The sequence below is a fragment of the Janthinobacterium sp. PC23-8 genome (assembly GCF_002250505.1).
GTDB lineage: Bacteria > Pseudomonadota > Gammaproteobacteria > Burkholderiales > Burkholderiaceae_D > Janthinobacterium.
The window spans coordinates 222149-238544 of sequence record NZ_NJGY01000003.1 but is presented as its reverse complement, the minus strand read 5'-3'; the positions used below and the strand labels follow the sequence as shown (position 1 = coordinate 238544).

Below are 16396 nucleotides of genomic sequence, written 5' to 3'. Positions count from 1 at the left end.
AAGCCAACACCAGCACCGCTTTACAGCAAAGCGTTCAACTCCACCTGGATCTTGATCAGCGCCGGCAGGCAGCGCTCCACCATCTGCTCGCGCCGCATGCGGCCGGCATGCACGCTGATGTTCATCGCCGCCACGATCTCGCCGCGAAAATTCTTCAGCGGCACGGCGATGGTGCGCAAGCCCAGTTCCAGCTCCTGGTCCACCAGCGCATAGCCTTGCGCGCGGGCGCGCGCGAGCTCCAGCGCCAGGCGCTCCTTGTGGACGATGGTGTATTCCGTGATCTGCTCCGGCTGCGCACGCGCCAGGAATTCGTCGATTCTCGGCTGCGGCAGGTGCGCCAGCAGCACCCGACCGTTGGCGGTGCAATAGGCCGGCACCCGGGTGCCCGGCTGCAGCGTGACCGACACCAGTTGTCCCGCGCTGACGGCGGCCACGCACACCAGCTGGTCTTGATCGAGCACGCCCACCGAGGCGGCCTCGCCCTGGGCATAGGCCAGCCGGTACAGCAAGGGCTGCACGATGCGCGGCAGGCGCGCCGAATGCAGGTAGGACTGGCCCAGGCGCAGCACCATCGGCGTCAGCGCGAACAGCTTGTTCTCATGCCGCATATAGCCCAGGTGGGTCAGCGTGATCAGGTAGCGGCGCGCCGCCGCCCGCGTCAGGCCGGTGCGCTCGGCCACCTCGGCGATCGTCAGGCGGCTGCGCTCCTGGTCGAAGGCGGCGATCACCTGCAAGCCCTTTTCCAGGCTGGCCACCAGGTCACGCTGAGCGGGAGTGTCGTATTCCGGGTCCATGACTGAGAAAATGAATAATTTGTGCGAGTATCGCACATTTTGTGCGTATAGCGGATATTGCACACTCGCGCCGTATTGCGGCGGCGGCAGGCATTTCATACCATGGCTGGCACTGAACGCCCCCCACACACAGGAGACTGTCTTGAAATTCGATGCTATCGCGTCCGGCGTCTATCCGGAACTGATCTACCCGCCCTACAAGTCCACGCTCAAACGCGGTCCGACCCAGCCGCTGCTGCGCATCCACGCCGATGAGCCGGTGCGGGACAATCTGAAGCCGTCGCCGCGCATCCTGCTGCCCAACGATATCGACTTGACAGCCCACGGTGCGGGCGCGCCGCTGGGCGAGAAGATCGTCGTCACCGGCCGCGTGGTCGATGAAGACGGCAAGCCGGTGCGCAATTCGCTGCTGGAAGTGTGGCAATGCAATTCGGCCGGCCGCTACTGGCACAAGAAGGACCAGCACGATGCGCCGCTCGACCCGAATTTCTACGGCATCGGCAAGATGATGACGGACGACGACGGCCGCTACCGCTTCGTCACCATCAAGCCCGGCCCCTACCCATGGGGCAACCACGACAAGGCCTGGCGTCCGGCGCACATCCACTTTTCACTGTTCGGCAATGTGTACGCGCAGCGCCTGGTCACGCAAATGTACTTCCCCGGCGACCCCTTGTTCGACTACGACCCCATCTTCCAGAGCATCCAGGACCCGGCCGCCCGCCAGCGCCTGATTTCCCGCTACAGCCTGGAACATACCGACAGCGACAAGATGCTGGGCTATGAATTCGACATCGTACTGCGCGGCCGCGACGCCACGCCCATGGGCCTTTGAAGGAGCACACAGCATGAGCAATATCGTGAACCACATCACCACTTCGCAAACCATCGGCCCGTTCTCGCATGAAGCCTGGCAGTGGGCGGCCGACGCGACCGCCGCCGGCACGCTGCAAACCTCCTGCGCCACCATCACCATCAGCGGCACCATCTACGACGGCGACGGCGTGCCGCTCAACGACGCCCAGATCGAAGCGTGGCAGCCGGCGGCGGCCGGCGCCGAAGCGAGCCAGGCGCTGCCGGGCTTTCGCCGCGTGGCCAGCGGCGAACAGGGCGAATTTTGCCTGCAGCTGTCGCAATGCGCGACGCCGGCCGAGGGCGCGCCGGCCAGCTACATCACGGTGTTCGCGCGCGGCCTGGTCAAGCACCAGTTCAGCGCCGTGTTCCTGGAAGATGACGGCGGCCTGGCCCGATCGGCGATACTGCAACAGGTGCCGGCCGAGCGCCGCGCCACCCTGATCGCCCGCAAGAGCGCGCCAGGGGTCTATCATTGGGACATCTGGATGCAGTCCGATAAGGAAACCGCATTCTTCGACTATGTCTGACCTGGCAGCGGAGTTCTCTTGAGCGTATCCATATTCGATCAGTTTCTTACCACGCCGGACATGATCGCCGTGTTCGACGACGCTGCCATCGTGCAAGCCATGCTGCGCTTCGAACAGGCGCTGGCCCAGGCCCAGGCCGCGCAAGGCATGCTGGCGCCGGAGACGGCGCGCATCATCGCCGGCGTCTGCAATGCGCAGCTGTACGACATTGAGGCCATCGTCAGCGCCGGCCGCCGTGCCGGCAGCCTGGCGATCCCGCTGGTGCGCGAACTGACCCGCACCGTGGCGCTGTACGACGCCGAGGCAGCCACCCGTGTCCACTGGGGCAGCACCAGCCAGGACGCGATCGACAGCGCCATGGTGCTGGCCACGCGCGATGCGCTGCAACTGCTGGACGACGGCCTGCACGAGCTGAGCGGACACCTGCTGCGGCTGGCCGAACAGCACGCCGCCACGCCGGTGCTGGCGCGCACGCTGATGCAGCCGGCCCAGGTGAGCAGCTTCGGCTTCAAGGCGGCCGGCTGGCTGGCGCCGCTGGTGCGCGCCCGCGCCCGCCTGCGCGAGTGCGCGGCGCGCGCGCTGCAGCTGCAGCTGGGAGGCGCCGTCGGCACGCTGGCGGTGATGGGCGAGCAAGGCGCGGCCGTGGCCGCTCTGGTGGCTGCCGATCTGGGCCTGAAGGTGGCCGACGCCGCCTGGCACACGCAGCGCGACGACTGGGTGCGCCTGGGCCTGGAAGTGGCAGTGCTGACAGGCAGCATGGGCAAGGTCGCCACCGACCTGAGCCTGATGGCTCAGGGCGAAATCGCCGAGCTGGCAGAGCCATCCGGCAATGGCCGCGGTGGTTCTTCGGCCATGCCGCACAAGCGCAATCCGGTATCGGCCATGATCGCGCTGGCGGCCGCCACCCGCACCCCGCAGCGGGCAGCGGCGCTGCTGGCCAGCATGGGACAGCAGCATGAGCGCGGCCTGGGCAACTGGCAGGCCGAACTGGCCGAGTGGCCGGGCTTGTTCCTCAGCGCCCACGGCGCCCTGCAAGCGCTGAACGACGCCTTCGCCGGGCTGCAGGTGGACTGCGCGCGCATGCTGCGCAATATCGATGCGCTGCAGGGGCTGGTGTTTGCGGAAGCGGCCTCGGTCTGGCTGGCGGCCGCCATCGGCCGACCGGCCGCCCACAGCCTGCTGGAAAAAATGAGCGCTGCGGCGCTGGCCGACGGCCGCCATCTGGCCCAGCTGCTGGCCGAGGCGGTGCAAGCCGACGCCAGCCTGCGCGAGCGCATCGACCCGGCCGCGCTGGCCGCGCTGTTCGATCCGGCCGCCGCCGCCGCGCCGGCGCAACGGCTGGCGCAACAGCAGTTGCGGCGCCTGCGCCTGGAGATCGCCGCCCTGGACGCCCCCGGTTGAACACCCCCCATCGAACGCCTTCCCATCTCCCATTTCAGCCCAAGGACCAGCACATGAGCTTAGCCCCCATCGACCACGACTTCGAGCGTGGACTCAACAACCGCCGCGCCATCCTCGGCGACGCCTGGGTAGACCGCTCGCTGGCCAACGCCAACAGCTTCAATGCCGAGTTCCAGAACCTGATCACGCGGTTTGCCTGGCACGAGATCTGGGGCCGCCCCGGCCTGGAACAAAAAACCCGGCGCGCAATCGTACTGGCCACCACCATCGCGCTGGGCCGCTGGGAAGAATACGAACTGCACGTGCGCGCCGCGCTGCTGGGCGAGGAAGCCAACCGCTTGACGCCGGACGAACTGAAGGAAGTGCTGATACAGTCGGCCATCTATGCCGGCGTGCCGGCCGCCAATACCGCCTTCAGCCATGCGCTGGCGATCCTGCGCGAAGTGGGGCCGCAAATCGGCTATGAACTGGCGCCGCTGGCGCCGGCCGACACCAGCCATCCCGGCGTCGGCCGCGCCGGCCTCAGCACAGCCAGGGTGGACGGCGCCGCGCTGCATTACACGCTGCGCGAACCGCGCAGCGGCAAGGCGCCGCGCCACACCGTGGTGCTGAGCCACGCGCTGGGCTGCGACTTGAGCATGTGGGATGAACTGGCCAATCAGCTGGCGCAGGATTGCCGCGTGATCGCCTACGACCATCGCGGCCACGGCGGCTCGCAGGCGCCGCAGGGCATGTACGACATGGCGGGCCTGGCCGACGATGCAGCGGCGATGCTGCGCGAACTCGACACCGGACCGGTAGTATGGGTGGGCTTGTCGATGGGCGCCATGGTGGGCCAGGAGCTGGCGCTGCGCCATCCTGTCCTGGTGCGCGCGCTGGTGCTGGCCAACACCACATCCGGCTATCCCGAGGCGGCGCGCGAGGCATGGCGCCAGCGCATCGCCACGGTGCGCGCGCAAGGCATCGAGGCGATCGCCGATGCCGTGATGGGACGCTACTTCCACGACGCCTTCCGCGCCAGCCATGCGGCCACGGTGGCGCGCTTTCGCCGGCGCGTGGTCAGCACCGACGCCGCCGGCTACATCGGCTGCTGCAACGCGGTCGGCGGCGTCGACACGACGGCGCGCCTGGGCGCCATCGCCGCGCCCACGCTGGTGATCGCGGGCGAACTGGACCAGGGCACGCCGCTGGCGATGGCGCAGGTGCTGGCCGACGGCATTGACGGTGCGCGGCTGGAGGTGCTGAAACAGGCATCGCACCTGAGCTATATCGAGCAGCCGGTGGTCTTCAGCCATGTGGTGCGCAGCTTTATCGGTGAACTTTAACGGAAAAGCAGCGCCAGCCGTCGTTCGAAAACAGGCGACTATTTTTTGTTGGCGGAATGCGCTCCGAAATAGAAGCCCGTCGCAGCTGATACCAGCACAATGAGAGGACTGATTAGCATTTCAAGCATCACTTTAAGATTGGCAAACGTCCTCTCGGAAGAAACAAAAAAAGCGATGAAGGCAGCGATGAACAAAAAAGTAAGCAAGCCCAGCAGCCAATAGGTGATTGTTGCGCGCGCCTTGTCCCTGGACTGCTCCGGGTTGTACTGCTCATCCGGCGTTTCAAGGCCGAACGGGCTCTCACCAGGCACCAGTGTCGCGTTTAACGTATCGCCCGACACTGCCGTGTCCGGCGCATCTTGCCCATCTTCAGGGGAAACCTCGGTGGGCGACGCTTCCGGTGCAGCGTCTGGATTCTGAGCTTGCATGTTTGCCCCGTCTTTAATATGGGAATATTTAACGGGCGAAAATTAATTCCGACGTTTTGCCGTCTTGCTCCAAAACAACCTTGGCCCCCTGCTTTCTGCGTTGAACCAGAAACGCTTCGGTACTGATTGCACGGCTCAATGCCTCAGTTAAAGAAACGTTTTGCGAGCTTGCCAGAGTCTTGAGCGCGTCGGCAACATCGGGGGACAGGTCGGCGTTGAGCCTGACTTTTTCAACCGAAGATCGGCGAACTGCCGGTTTGGTTGTTGATGAAATGGCCATAAATTTCCTCCAAATGAAGATTTTCTACGTATAGATTATGTCCCATCTACGTAAAATAGCAAGCAAAGGATAGCTTTTCACTGCCCCCTCAAGTGTCGGCAACGGCGCGTTCTGCGCTGCTAAACCCCAGGATCGCGCACCTTCTCCACCTGGTCGAACTCGACGTTGTAATACCCGCCTCCCACCAGCTCCGCCTTGCGGAGGTAGACCGTCTGCACGATGTCGCGGCTGGCGGCGTCGATGCTGACCGGGCCGCGCACGCTGGTCCAGGCCATGCCCTTCATGGCCGCCAGCAGCTTGTCGCCGTCGCTGTCGCCGCCGGTCCGCTTCAGCGCCTGGTACAGCAGATGCATGCCATCGTAGGCGCCAACCGAATGGAAATTCGGCCGCATGCCCTGGCTGGCCTTGCCGAACGCTGCCACATATGCCTTGTTCTCGGCCGACGCATGGGCGGCCGAATAATGATGGCTGCTGACCACGCCGGCGGCGGCCGGGCCGATGCTGGCCATCAGGTCGTCATCCAGCACGTCGCCGGTACAGATCAGGCGGATGCCGGCGGCCGCCAGCCCCCGTTCGGTGAACTGCTTGAGCACGGCGGCGCCCTCGCCCGAGGGCACGAACACAAACAAGGCATCCGGCTTCAAGTCCCTGACCCGCGCCAGGAACGGCGCGTAGTCGGGATTGCGCAACGGCGCGCGCACACTGTCGACCAGCTTGCCGCCGCCCTCGCTGAAGACCTTGGCGAACACTTTTTCCGCATCCAGCCCGGGTCCGTAATCGCTGACCAGCGTGACCACGCTCCTGATCTTGTTCCTGGCAGCCCATTGCGCCAGCGGCGCCGTCACCTGCGCCAGCGTAAAGCCGGTGCGCACGATGTACGGCGAGCGCTGCGGTATCACCGACGTGGCGGCGGCCATCACGATCATCGGCACCCTGGCCTGGGTGGCGACCGGCGCAGCGGCGAAGGCCAACGGCGTCAGGCCGAAACCGGCCAGCACTTGCGCCTTGTCGCGCATCACCAGTTCCTGCGCCAGCCGCTTGGTCACGTCCGGCGACACGCCGCCGTCGTCCTTGAGGATGATCTCGACGTGGCGGCCGGCGACACTGGCGCCGTTCTGCTGCAGATACAGCTTGACCGCCGCCTCGATCTGGCGGCCGGTGGAGGCGAACGGGCCGGACATCGGCACGATCAAGCCCACCTTCAGCGGCTCGGCGCCGGCGGCAAAGGCGGGCAAAACGGGCAAGGCCGACAGGGCGGCCGCGCCCAGCAGCACCTGGCGGCGTTGGCGGTTGATAGGGTCTCTCATTGTGTCTCCTCGTTTTACAAGTTGTTGGTTATAGGTCCAGCAGCAAGGTGGCGGTTTTAGAACGGGAACAACAGGGGGTGAACTGGTCGTTGGCGGCCTGTTCCGCTTCATCCAGGTACAGGTCGCGGTGCTCGGGCACGCCGTCCAGCACGCGTGTCAGACAGGTGCCGCATACGCCCTGCTCGCAGGAAGCGGGAATGAACACGCCGGCCTCGCCGAGCACCTTCAGCACGCTGCTGCCGGCCGGGATGGTGTACACCTTGCCGCTGGAAGCGAGCTTGACGTCGAACGCCTGGTCGCCGTCGGCGGCCGGCGCGGCGGCACCGAAGTACTCGAGGTGCACCTGGTCCTGCGGCCAATCGTGAACCCTGGCGACAGCCGTCACATGGTCGATGAAGCCGGCCGGGCCGCACAAATAGATGTGCGTGCCACGGTCCAGCCGCGCCAGCAACGCCGCCAGGTCCAGCTTCTGCGCCACGTCGCCGCTGTCGTAGTGAAAATGCACCTGCTGCGCAAAAGGCGCGGCGGCGATGCGCGCGCGGAACGCGGCGCGCTCGGGCGAGCGCGCGCAATAATGCATGTCGAACGCGGCGCGGCGCGCAGCCAGCGTTTCGGCCATCGCCAGGATGGGCGTGACGCCGATGCCGCCAGCCAGCAGCAGGCTGGCCGGCGCTTCGGCCAGCGCGAAGTGGTTGCGCGGCGCGCTGATGCGCAGCATGGCGCCGGTGCGCACCTCGTCGTGCATGGCGCGCGAGCCGCCGCGCGAGGAAGGATCGCGCAGCACGCCGATCAGGTAGCGCTGGCGCTCCCACGGCGGATTGCACAGCGAGTACTGCCGCACCAGGCCGGAATCGAGGTAGACGTCGATATGCGCGCCGGCCGTGAATGCCGGCAGCGGCGCGCCGTCCGGGCTGACCAGCTCGTAGCTGCAGATATCCTCGGCCTCCTGCTGCTTGCGCTCGACCCGGACTTGCAGGAGATCGCCGTTCATGCGCCGTCCTCCCGCGCCAGCCACTGGTCCAGCACCCGGCGCGACTGCACGCCGCCGGCGTCGATATTGAGCATCAGCAGCTTGCGTTCCGGATGGCGCAAGATATTCGCCTGCTGCAGTTCCAGCATCTCCCGGTCCTCGCTGAAGATCTTGCCCTGGCCTTCGCGGATGGTGGCCGTCAGTTGCTGGTCTTGCGGCTTGAAATTGCGCGCCATGCCCCAGAAATACCAGTGCGAGGTCGCGCTTTCCGGCGTGATGAAATCGACCACGATGCTCGACGCCTTGTATTGCGGCGCTGCCTGGTAGCCGCCCTTGCCCGCATGCGCCACGCCGACCTCGATCATCACATGGCTGGGGGCCGTGAAGCGGCAGATCTGCCAGCGGTCCACCGGCACGTCGTCCGCCAGGCCATTGCCGCGCAGGGCCGCGCGCCAGAACGGCGGCGCCATGATGTTCTCCATGTAGCGGCTGGTGATCACCTGCTCGCCCTCGACCCGGGTGGTGACGGGCGCTTCATCGATTTCCTTCTGGCCGATGCTGGATGCGTGCACATAGGTTTCGTGGGTCAGGTCCATCAGGTTGTCTATCATCAGACGGTATTCGCAGTTGATGTGATACATCCCGCCGCCGTAGGCCCAGGCCGGATTGTCGGCCCATTCGAGGTGGTGAATCAACGCCGGGTCGGCCAGTTCCTTGTCGCCGGTCCAGACCCAGATGAAGCCGTAGCGCTCCTCCACCGGATAGCTGCGGATGCAGGGGAAGCCGCGCACACGCTGGCCCGGCATGCTGATCACCTTGCCGTCGCAAGCCATTTCCAGGCCGTGGTAGCCGCACACCAGCTGGCCGTCGCGCACGAAGCCCAGCGACAGTGGCGCGCCCCGGTGCGGACAGAAATCCTCCACCGCCGCCACCTTACCCTCGGCGCCACGATAAAACACGATCTTTTCGCCGCAGATCTGGCGTCCCAGCGGCTTGCCCTCGATTTCGTCCGGGGTGCAGGCCACGTACCAGGTATTTTTAGGGTACATCTCGTCTCCTTGTTCTGTTTTCGATTAACATTCAGTGTACTGAATGTTATAAAGTATAGACTGGAAACCGGCGAAGTAAACACCCGCGACGAATTCTTTTTGCCGCAACAGCCATCACGACAAACGCAATCGCAGCTCAGTAAGTGCAAAGAAATTATTGTGAAATTATGACGAACAGAACCGGATGCGCTGCAAGGCGCCCTATGCGACGCAGTGCGAGCACTGCGAGCAGCGGGCAACGCCGCAGAGCGCCGGTTATGGAAGTCAGAATGCACAAGAATTTATGCGTACTTACTTAGCACAGCGGGAGGAGCAAGACCATGGCACAGACTGAGAAACAAGCAGAGAAACAGACCGAGAGCCGGCTAACCAACCTGTACGAACATCCCGGCCATTTGCTGCGCCGCGCGCAGCAAATCTCGGTGTCGATTTTTCACGACGAAATGGGCGATGAGCTGACTCCGGTGCAGTATGCGATGCTGCGCAGCCTGGAGAGCCACGCCGGCATCGACCAGGTGTCTCTATCGGCCATCAGCGGCATCGACACCTCGACCGGCGCCACCGTCTGCGCGAGGCTGGAGGAAAAAGGACTGCTGACGCGCACCGTGATACCGAGCAACCGCCGCCAGCGCGCCCTGGCCATCACGGCCACCGGCGAACAGCTGCTGGCCGATCTGATACCGGGCGCGCAGCGCTTGCGGCGCCGCCTGCTGGCGCCGCTCAGCGCCCCGGAACAGCTGCAGTTCATGGCGCTGCTGAGCAAGCTGGTACAGGAAAACAACGATCAAAGCCGCGCCCCGCTGGCAAGGCGCGAGGCTTGATGGCGATAGCGTTCGTCTATGGCGCAAAACGATGTCAATCGCACATTGAGTGCGGTACGATGACAGTCAGCGGCCCGCCAGACGGCCGCAGTGTGCTCACCATACCAAGGAACCCATGAAGTCATTTTCCATCTCCAAAATAGCCGGCACGCTGCTGCTGGCCATCATGCTGCCCGCATCGGCACAAACCGCCAGCAAGGCCGACGTCATCGCGCTGGTCGACAAAGCGGTGGCAAACATTCAGAAGAAAGGCATCGAGCAAGCCTGCAAGGATTTTGCAGACCCCAAGGGCGGCTATATTCAGGGCGAGTTGTATGTGTTCGTCCAGGATGCGCAACTGAAGATGACCTGCCACGCCGACAATCCTAAAATGAACGGCAAGGACATGTCGGGACTGAAAGATGCCAACGGCAAGTACTTCACGAAAGAGATGCGCGACATCGCCATGTCGAACCAGCAGGGCTGGGTCGACTATATATGGGTCAATCCGCTCACCAAGGCGATGGAACCGAAAACGTCCTACGTTCGCAAGGCTGCGGATAAATACGTGGTGGGCGTGGGCATCTACAAGAAATAGTCTTGCAGCGTCACAAATGGGCAAGTCAGGCAGCTTTGGTTCTGCGGCTTTTTTATCCCTTGGCTGCCGGAGTCGCTGCATGGTCAGATGCAGCCGGTGGCGGCCCGGGTGGGCCGCCGCCGGCCTCAGGCCACCGCCACCAGCCGGTCCAGCTTGTCGCCATCGGCCAGCAGGCTTGCGCTGTCCGAGTCATGCACGATGCGGCCGCGGTCGAGCACGATGGCGCGCTGCGTCAGCGACAAGGCCAGCCGCGCATGCTGCTCGACCACGATCACCGACAGGCCCTCCTCCCGCACCAGCTTGCGGATCACCCGCACCAGCTCCTGCACGATGATGGGCGCCAGGCCTTCCATCGGCTCGTCCAGCAGCAGGATACGCGGATTGGTCATCAGCGCGCGCGCGATCGCCACCATTTGCTGTTCGCCGCCCGACAACTGGTTGCCCATGTTGGCGCGGCGTTCGAACAGGCGCGGGAAGATCTGGTAAATTTTCTGCAGATTCCAGCGGCCGGGCCGCGCCACCACCGTCAGATGCTCCTCCACCGTCAGCGACGGGAACATGTGGCGTTCCTGCGGCACCCAGCCCAGGCCGGCGCGCGCGCGCCGGTGGGTCGGCATGCGCGCGATGTCGCTGCCGGCCCAGCGGATGGCGCCGCCGTGCAGCCGCGTCAATCCCATCAGCGTCACCAGCAGGCTGGTCTTGCCGACGCCGTTGCGACCCAATAGCGCCAGGCTGTCGCCCTCGTTCAATGCAAACGACACGTCCTCCAGCACGACAGACTCGCCATACCCGGCCGTGACTTTATCGAGCACCAGTAATTCAGCCATGTTCCGCCTCTCCCAGGTAAACTTCCTTGACGCGCGGGTCGGCCGCGATCTGCGCCGGCGTGCCCTCGGTGAGCACCTTGCCGCCCACCAGCACCGTGATGCGGTCGGCGAAGCGGAACACCAGCCCCATGTCGTGCTCGATAAACAGCACCGTGACGTCACGCGGCAGCTGGGTCAGCACTTCGAACAGCTCCTGGCTTTCCGCCTGCGGGATGCCGGCGGCCGGTTCGTCCAGCAGCAAAATGCGCGGCTTGGTGGCCAGCGCCAGCGCGATTTCCACCAGCCGCTGCTTGCCGTAGGCCATGCTGCGCGTGATGTTGTTGGCCTGGTCGCTCAGTTTGAGGGTGGCCAGCAGGGCCAGCGCCTCGTCGATCACGTCGGTCTGGCTGGCAACCGTCCGGTACCAGACCGATTGCAGGCCCCGCCGCTCGCAAATGGCCAGCACCACCGATTCGAGCACCGTCATGCCGGCGAACAGGGTGTTGAGCTGGAAGGTGCGCGTCATGCCGCGCTGAACCCGCTGGTGCTGCGCCAACGCAGTGATGTCTTCGCCGCCCAGATACACCTTGCCGCTGCTGGGCATCAAGCCGCCCGTCAGCAGGTTGATGAAGGTGGTCTTGCCGGCGCCGTTGGGGCCGATCAGCGCATGGCGCGCGCCGGGCGCGAAGGTCAGGCTGACGTCGCTGTTGGCGACGAACGGGCCCCAGCACTTGGTCAAGCCTTCGGTACGCAGTGTGATGTCGCCGCTCATGCCTGCTCCTTCCGTTTGAAACGACCCGCCATTTTTTCCAGCCCGCCCAGGATGCCGCCGCGCGCGAACAGCACGATCACCACCAGCAGCAGGCCGATATAAAACTGCCAGTAGGCCGGATTCAGGCCCGAGATATAGTCTTGCGCCAGCATGAACACGGCAGCGCCCACCAGCGCCCCGTACAGCCGTCCGGTCCCGCCCAGTACCAGCATGATCAGCAGCTCGGCCGAGCGCGGAAAGCCCAGCGAGTCCAGGCCGACGAACTGGGTGGTCTGCGCCAGCAGCGCGCCCGCCAGGCCGGCCACCGTGGCGGCGAGCGTGAACACGGCCACCAGGCGGCGGTTGACGTTGACGCCCAGCGCCGGCATGCGGCGCGCGCCCTCGCGGATGCCGATCAGGCTCAGCCCGAACGGCGACTTCACCACCCGGCGCAGCACCACGAACACGAGGAACAGCACCGCAAAGCTGTAGCAATAAGCGACGTTGCCGTTCAAATCGAACTCGAAGACGCCAAACAATTTACCGACCATCATGCCGGACAAGCCATCCACTCCGCCCGTCAGGAAGGACGCCTTGTTGGCCGCCTCGAACAGCATCAAACCGATGCCCAGCGTGACCATCAAACGGGTCAGGTCCTGGCCGCGTACCACCAGGAACGACAGAACGAAACCGAACAGGCCCGCCACCACGGCGCCGGCCAGCAGGCCGCTCAGCGGCTCGCTCCAGCCATGCACCGACAGCAGCCCGGCAGTGTAGGCGCCCAGGCCGAAGAAGGCGGCATGGCCCAGCGAGACGATGCCGGCGTAGCCCAGTATCAGGTCCAGCGACAGTGCGAACAGGCCGATGATCATGATCTGGCTGATCAGCACCAGGTAGCCGGGAAAGGCAAAATACGCGACCACCGGCAGCAGCCAGAAGGCCACTTCCAGCGCGGACCAGCGGTCGTTGGGCAGGCGCGGACGAGGCATGATTGAAGGCTGGAGCGCAGTCTGGCCGGCGGGAACAGGCGCCGGCTTGACGGCGGTGTTGCTGAAGGCGTTCATGCTTTCCTCCGCATCAGGCCGGCCGGGAACAGGATCAGCAGCACCACCATCAAGCCGTAGATGACGAAGGCGCCCACCTGCGGCACATAATATTTGCCGGCCACGTCGAACACGCCGAGTATCAGCGCTGCCAGCAGCGGCCCCTTGATGGTGCCTGCGCCGCCGACCGCCACCACCAGCAGGAAGTAGACCATGTACTTGACGGGGAAGGCGGGATCGAGTCCCAGCACGTCGATCCCCAGGCCGCCGCCCAGGCCGGCCAGGCCGGAACCGAGCGCAAAGGTCAGGCTGAACACCAGGCTGACGTTGATTCCCAGGCCGCGCGAGGCGGTTTGGTTGTCCACCGCCGCGCGGATCTGTGCGCCGAAACGGGTGCGCTCGATCAGCAGTCCCAGCGCCAGCGTGACCAGCACCACCACCGCGATCAGGAACAGGCGATACGCCCCCACGTCCAGTCCCGGCAGCGATACCTGCCCGCGCAGCCAGTCCGGCAAGGTCACCGGCTGCTGGGACGGACCGAACAGCCAGGTCGCGCCGGCCACCGACATGAAGGTCAGGCCGATCGAGAACAGCACCTGGTCCAGATGGCTGGCCTGGTACAGACGGCGATACAGCAGGCGCTCGAGCACCAGCCCGGCCAAGGCGGAGGCCAGGAAGGCCAGCGGCAGCGAAGCCAGGAAGGGCACGCCCAGGCGCGCCAGCACGGTCACGCTGACATAGCCGCCCAGCATGGCAAAGGCGCCGTGGGCCAGGTTAATGAAGTTCATCATGCCCATCGTGACCGACAAGCCCACGCTGATAAGGAACAGCAGGCTGCCATAGGCAATGCCGTCAAATAGCACGCCGGCAAAATTGGCTAGCATGTCCGCCTCCTGTCCTGTTTTTGTTGTTTCATTTTTTATCTCCTCCGCTCGGTGCTGTTGCGCACAGCCCAGGAACTCTCGATACTGCTGCCATGGCAACGTGCTCCTCAGAAGCTGTGGCGCAGGCCGGCCATGATGCCATTCTGCGACAAGCCCGCGCCGACGGTGCCGCCCGCGTCCAGCGCCACCGCCGACGTGCCGGAATTGTTCATGCGGCCCAATGCGCCATACACGGCGCTGCGCCTGGACAGGTAGTAGGTCAGGCGCGCGACCACCATATCCACGTCCGAGCTGCTGTTCCTGGTGTCGCGGCGCGCCACCTGCACATCGAGCGTGGACAACGGCGTCATCGGATAGCTGACACCCAGGTAGTACAGATCCGACTCGGTCAGGCCGGTGGCCGCGCGCGTGCTGCGCTCTATCAGGCCGGCGCCGATCTTGGCCGCGCCCACCTTCACATAACCGTTCACGGTAATGCGCTTGTCGCTGTTGTCGCTGCTGGTCAGGCCGCCGGCCGCGCCGACGTTGCCATACAGGATATCGTAGGAAGTGTTCAAGCCGTAGTCCGCCGTCTCATAGCCCAGCAGGCCGGTGACCTGGCGGCAAGCCCTGGCATTGCCGGCCACTTCGCCCGGGCAGCCGGTGGCGGCAGGGCCGCCTGCGGCCGACGCGTCGCGGCCGGTGCTGTAGGTAGCGCCGATCACCACGTTATTGAAGTTGCCCAGGTAGCCAATGGCGTTGTCGCTGCGCGCATTGGGCAGATAGGGATCGATGCTGCCGATCGCGAACAGGTTGGGGCCCAGCACATCGGCCTTCTGCCCCGCGAGATAGGTCATGTTGATCTGGCGCCCCAGCGTCACGGTGCCGAAGGCGCCCTTCAATCCCACCGTCGCCTGGCGGCCAAACAGGCGATTGCCCTGTCCCATGGCGCCGGTGTCCGGCGACAGTCCCTGCTCCAGCGTGAACACCGCCTGCAAGCCATTGCCCAGATCCTCGGTGCCGCGGAACCCCAGGCGCGACGGGAACGAACCCGTCAGCGACGGCATCTTGGTGGCGTTGGCGCCAGCGGCATTGACGTTGTTGGTGTACACCAGGCCGGTATCGATCAGGCCATACACCGTGACGCTACTTTGCGCCATCGCGGCAGATGCGCCGACTCCGGCCAGCAGCGCTGCCGCGCAGCAGATTGCTTTCTTCATTTTAGTCTCCTGTTCATCTATGACGGCCAGTCCCCGCTTCCGAGGGGCGCCAGCAGCAGATGTATTGATCTATTGGGATACGCTTAGTTGGGGCGGACGTCGCGCAGCACGCCGATCGGCTCGTTCACCAGCTTGCCGTTGACCTTTTTCACTTCGCGGATGTACATGTTCTGCACGATGTCGCGCGTGGCCGGGTCGATGCTGATCGGACCGCGCGGGCTGTCGCGCTTCATCCCTGCCAGCACCTGCATCGCCTTGTCGCCGCTGACGGCGCCGTTCAGCTTGCGCACGGTTTCATAGATCATGCCCATGGTGTCGTAGGCCGCCACCGTGACGAAGGTGGCGGGCGGGCGGCCCGGATTGGCCGCCGCATAGGCTTTCAGGAAGGACTTGTTGGCTTCGTTGTCCAGCGTGGGCGCGTAGTTCAGCACCGTGACCGCGCCCAGCGTGCGCTCGCCCAGCGCCTCCAGCGTTGGCGTTTCGCTGGTCATGTCGCCCACCCCGAGGAACTTGATGCCGGCCTTGCCCAGGCCCTTGTCACTGAAGGCTTTCAGCAGGCCGATGCCGTCCTCCACGCCCGGCGCGAAGAAGAACAGCGCATCGGGCTTTTCATCCTTGATGCGCTGGATGAAGGGCGAGTAATCCGGGTTGGCCAGCGGCACCCGCGCCGAACCCACTATCTTGCCGCCGCCGGCGCTGAACTCCTTGCTGAAGTTCGCCTCCGCATCGAGCCCGGTGCTGTAGTCGCTGACCAGGGTATATACCTTGCCGATCTTGTTCTTCGCGCTCCAGGTGCCGAACGGGCCGGTCATCTGGTGCATCGTCATGCTGGTGCGGACCATATAAGGCGACTTGGCGGTGATGCCGTTGGTGACCGCGTTCATCACGATCATCGGCATCTTGGCCTGGGTGGCGATGGGCGCCACCGCCATGGCGCTGGGCGTGAGCGAGAAGCCGATCAGGAAACTGACCTTGTCACGCGTGATCAGCTCCTGCGCCGCCCGTTTCGACTGGTCGACATTGGTGCCGCCGTCGTCGCGGTAGATGATCTCGATCTTCCTGCCGGCCACCTGGTCGCCATACTGCTGCAGATAGGTCTTGATGCCGTCCTCGAACGGCTTGCCGGTGTTGGCGAACGGTCCGGTGAGCGCGGCAATCACGCCGATGCGCAGCGGTTCCTGGGCCTGGGCCTGGGCCTGGGCCTGGCCGGCGGCCAGATGCAGGCCGGCCGCCAGCATGGCGGCAAGTACGGCGCCAAAGGTGCCGCGTTTTGGTTTCGTTTTCAATGTCAGTTGCATCATGTCTCCTCGAAGATTGGTTTTCGGGCATTTAGTTATGTTTTATAATGATTATAGATTATACGTATTATGAAGGAATTG

At 64.8% G+C, this 16396-nt stretch carries 18 protein-coding genes; 6 read left to right on the top strand and 12 right to left on the bottom strand.

The genetic code is table 11. The features are described 5' to 3' along the window. Positions 1-20 precede the first annotated feature (20 nt). The gene (locus tag CD932_RS20540) at positions 21-794 is read right to left on the bottom strand and encodes an IclR family transcriptional regulator C-terminal domain-containing protein (protein ID WP_094445285.1); all 774 of its coding nucleotides are present in this window, start codon (positions 792-794) and stop codon (positions 21-23) included. 142 nt (positions 795-936) lie between these two features. Between CD932_RS20540 and pcaH the strand changes: the two genes are divergently transcribed. From pcaH to CD932_RS20520, 4 genes are read left to right on the top strand one after another with little or no spacing between them, the layout of a single operon-like run. Continuing rightward, the gene (gene pcaH, locus CD932_RS20535; protein WP_094444665.1) at positions 937-1629 is read left to right on the top strand and encodes a protocatechuate 3,4-dioxygenase subunit beta; all 693 of its coding nucleotides are present in this window, start codon (positions 937-939) and stop codon (positions 1627-1629) included. Between the two features lie 25 nt (positions 1630-1654). Next, positions 1655-2176 (top strand): protocatechuate 3,4-dioxygenase, encoded by a 522-nt coding sequence (locus CD932_RS20530; protein ID WP_094445284.1) that lies wholly within the window; start codon positions 1655-1657, stop codon positions 2174-2176. An 18-nt stretch (positions 2177-2194) separates the two neighbouring features. After that, positions 2195-3577: a lyase family protein gene (locus tag CD932_RS20525; protein ID WP_094444664.1), complete on the top strand. Its 1383-nt coding sequence runs from the start codon at positions 2195-2197 to the stop codon at positions 3575-3577. Between the two features lie 53 nt (positions 3578-3630). Then, positions 3631-4902 carry an alpha/beta fold hydrolase gene (locus CD932_RS20520; RefSeq protein WP_094444663.1) on the top strand — a complete coding sequence of 424 codons (1272 nt, stop codon included), beginning with the start codon at positions 3631-3633 and terminating at the stop codon, positions 4900-4902. 38 nt (positions 4903-4940) lie between these two features. On the opposite strand, the gene CD932_RS20515 is transcribed toward CD932_RS20520, so the two are convergent. From CD932_RS20515 to CD932_RS20495, 5 genes are all read right to left on the bottom strand, one after another. Then, on the bottom strand, positions 4941-5330 hold the full coding sequence (locus CD932_RS20515) for a hypothetical protein (RefSeq protein ID WP_094444662.1): 390 nt from the start codon (positions 5328-5330) through the stop codon (positions 4941-4943). A 28-nt stretch (positions 5331-5358) separates the two neighbouring features. Further along, entirely contained in the window at positions 5359-5610 is a 252-nt protein-coding gene (locus tag CD932_RS20510) for a hypothetical protein (protein WP_094444661.1), read from the bottom strand. 119 nt (positions 5611-5729) lie between these two features. After that, positions 5730-6917, bottom strand: a complete 1188-nt coding sequence (locus CD932_RS20505) for an ABC transporter substrate-binding protein (protein WP_094444660.1) — start codon at positions 6915-6917, stop codon at positions 5730-5732. 28 nt (positions 6918-6945) lie between these two features. Further along, positions 6946-7908 carry a PDR/VanB family oxidoreductase gene (locus CD932_RS20500; protein ID WP_094444659.1) on the bottom strand — a complete coding sequence of 321 codons (963 nt, stop codon included), beginning with the start codon at positions 7906-7908 and terminating at the stop codon, positions 6946-6948. Next, on the bottom strand, positions 7905-8936 hold the full coding sequence (locus tag CD932_RS20495; RefSeq protein WP_094444658.1) for an aromatic ring-hydroxylating dioxygenase subunit alpha: 1032 nt from the start codon (positions 8934-8936) through the stop codon (positions 7905-7907). Before CD932_RS20495 ends, CD932_RS20500 begins: the two co-directional genes overlap by 4 nt. 320 nt (positions 8937-9256) lie before the next feature. Between CD932_RS20495 and CD932_RS20490 the strand changes: the two genes are divergently transcribed. Together CD932_RS20490 and CD932_RS20485 are read left to right on the top strand one after the other, a co-directional pair. Beyond that, entirely contained in the window at positions 9257-9757 is a 501-nt protein-coding gene (locus tag CD932_RS20490; protein ID WP_094444657.1) for a MarR family winged helix-turn-helix transcriptional regulator, read from the top strand. A 115-nt stretch (positions 9758-9872) separates the two neighbouring features. Next, positions 9873-10334 carry a cache domain-containing protein gene (locus tag CD932_RS20485; RefSeq protein WP_094444656.1) on the top strand — a complete coding sequence of 154 codons (462 nt, stop codon included), beginning with the start codon at positions 9873-9875 and terminating at the stop codon, positions 10332-10334. A 125-nt stretch (positions 10335-10459) separates the two neighbouring features. Here CD932_RS20485 and CD932_RS20480 read toward each other — a convergent pair whose 3' ends face one another. The 6 genes from CD932_RS20480 to CD932_RS20455 form a co-directional block, all read right to left on the bottom strand. Then, positions 10460-11161 (bottom strand): ABC transporter ATP-binding protein, encoded by a 702-nt coding sequence (locus CD932_RS20480; protein WP_094444655.1) that lies wholly within the window; start codon positions 11159-11161, stop codon positions 10460-10462. Beyond that, positions 11154-11912: an ABC transporter ATP-binding protein gene (locus tag CD932_RS20475; RefSeq protein ID WP_094444654.1), complete on the bottom strand. Its 759-nt coding sequence runs from the start codon at positions 11910-11912 to the stop codon at positions 11154-11156. Before CD932_RS20475 ends, CD932_RS20480 begins: the two co-directional genes overlap by 8 nt. Further along, the gene (locus CD932_RS20470; RefSeq protein ID WP_094444653.1) at positions 11909-12955 is read right to left on the bottom strand and encodes a branched-chain amino acid ABC transporter permease; all 1047 of its coding nucleotides are present in this window, start codon (positions 12953-12955) and stop codon (positions 11909-11911) included. Before CD932_RS20470 ends, CD932_RS20475 begins: the two co-directional genes overlap by 4 nt. Continuing rightward, on the bottom strand, positions 12952-13818 hold the full coding sequence (locus tag CD932_RS20465; RefSeq protein WP_094444652.1) for a branched-chain amino acid ABC transporter permease: 867 nt from the start codon (positions 13816-13818) through the stop codon (positions 12952-12954). The genes CD932_RS20470 and CD932_RS20465 overlap by 4 nt, the downstream gene beginning before the upstream one ends. 107 nt (positions 13819-13925) lie before the next feature. After that, positions 13926-15017, bottom strand: a complete 1092-nt coding sequence (locus CD932_RS20460; RefSeq protein ID WP_094444651.1) for a porin — start codon at positions 15015-15017, stop codon at positions 13926-13928. A gap of 83 nt (positions 15018-15100) precedes the next feature. Next, positions 15101-16318 (bottom strand): ABC transporter substrate-binding protein, encoded by a 1218-nt coding sequence (locus CD932_RS20455; RefSeq protein ID WP_369679845.1) that lies wholly within the window; start codon positions 16316-16318, stop codon positions 15101-15103. Positions 16319-16396: the final 78 nt, after the last annotated feature.

Coding starts and splice junctions, on each gene's coding strand:
- CD932_RS20470 (WP_094444653.1), bottom strand. CDS start 12,955: ATGAACGCCTTCAGCAACACCGCCGTCAAGCCGGCGCCTGTTCCCGCC.
- CD932_RS20485 (WP_094444656.1), top strand. CDS start 9,873: ATGAAGTCATTTTCCATCTCCAAAATAGCCGGCACGCTGCTGCTGGCC.
- CD932_RS20520 (WP_094444663.1), top strand. CDS start 3,631: ATGAGCTTAGCCCCCATCGACCACGACTTCGAGCGTGGACTCAACAAC.
- CD932_RS20465 (WP_094444652.1), bottom strand. CDS start 13,818: ATGCTAGCCAATTTTGCCGGCGTGCTATTTGACGGCATTGCCTATGGC.
- CD932_RS20495 (WP_094444658.1), bottom strand. CDS start 8,936: ATGTACCCTAAAAATACCTGGTACGTGGCCTGCACCCCGGACGAAATC.
- CD932_RS20500 (WP_094444659.1), bottom strand. CDS start 7,908: ATGAACGGCGATCTCCTGCAAGTCCGGGTCGAGCGCAAGCAGCAGGAG.
- CD932_RS20480 (WP_094444655.1), bottom strand. CDS start 11,161: ATGGCTGAATTACTGGTGCTCGATAAAGTCACGGCCGGGTATGGCGAG.
- CD932_RS20490 (WP_094444657.1), top strand. CDS start 9,257: ATGGCACAGACTGAGAAACAAGCAGAGAAACAGACCGAGAGCCGGCTA.
- CD932_RS20505 (WP_094444660.1), bottom strand. CDS start 6,917: ATGAGAGACCCTATCAACCGCCAACGCCGCCAGGTGCTGCTGGGCGCG.
- CD932_RS20510 (WP_094444661.1), bottom strand. CDS start 5,610: ATGGCCATTTCATCAACAACCAAACCGGCAGTTCGCCGATCTTCGGTT.
- CD932_RS20455 (WP_369679845.1), bottom strand. CDS start 16,318: ATGATGCAACTGACATTGAAAACGAAACCAAAACGCGGCACCTTTGGC.
- CD932_RS20515 (WP_094444662.1), bottom strand. CDS start 5,330: ATGCAAGCTCAGAATCCAGACGCTGCACCGGAAGCGTCGCCCACCGAG.
- CD932_RS20540 (WP_094445285.1), bottom strand. CDS start 794: ATGGACCCGGAATACGACACTCCCGCTCAGCGTGACCTGGTGGCCAGC.
- CD932_RS20475 (WP_094444654.1), bottom strand. CDS start 11,912: ATGAGCGGCGACATCACACTGCGTACCGAAGGCTTGACCAAGTGCTGG.
- CD932_RS20460 (WP_094444651.1), bottom strand. CDS start 15,017: ATGAAGAAAGCAATCTGCTGCGCGGCAGCGCTGCTGGCCGGAGTCGGC.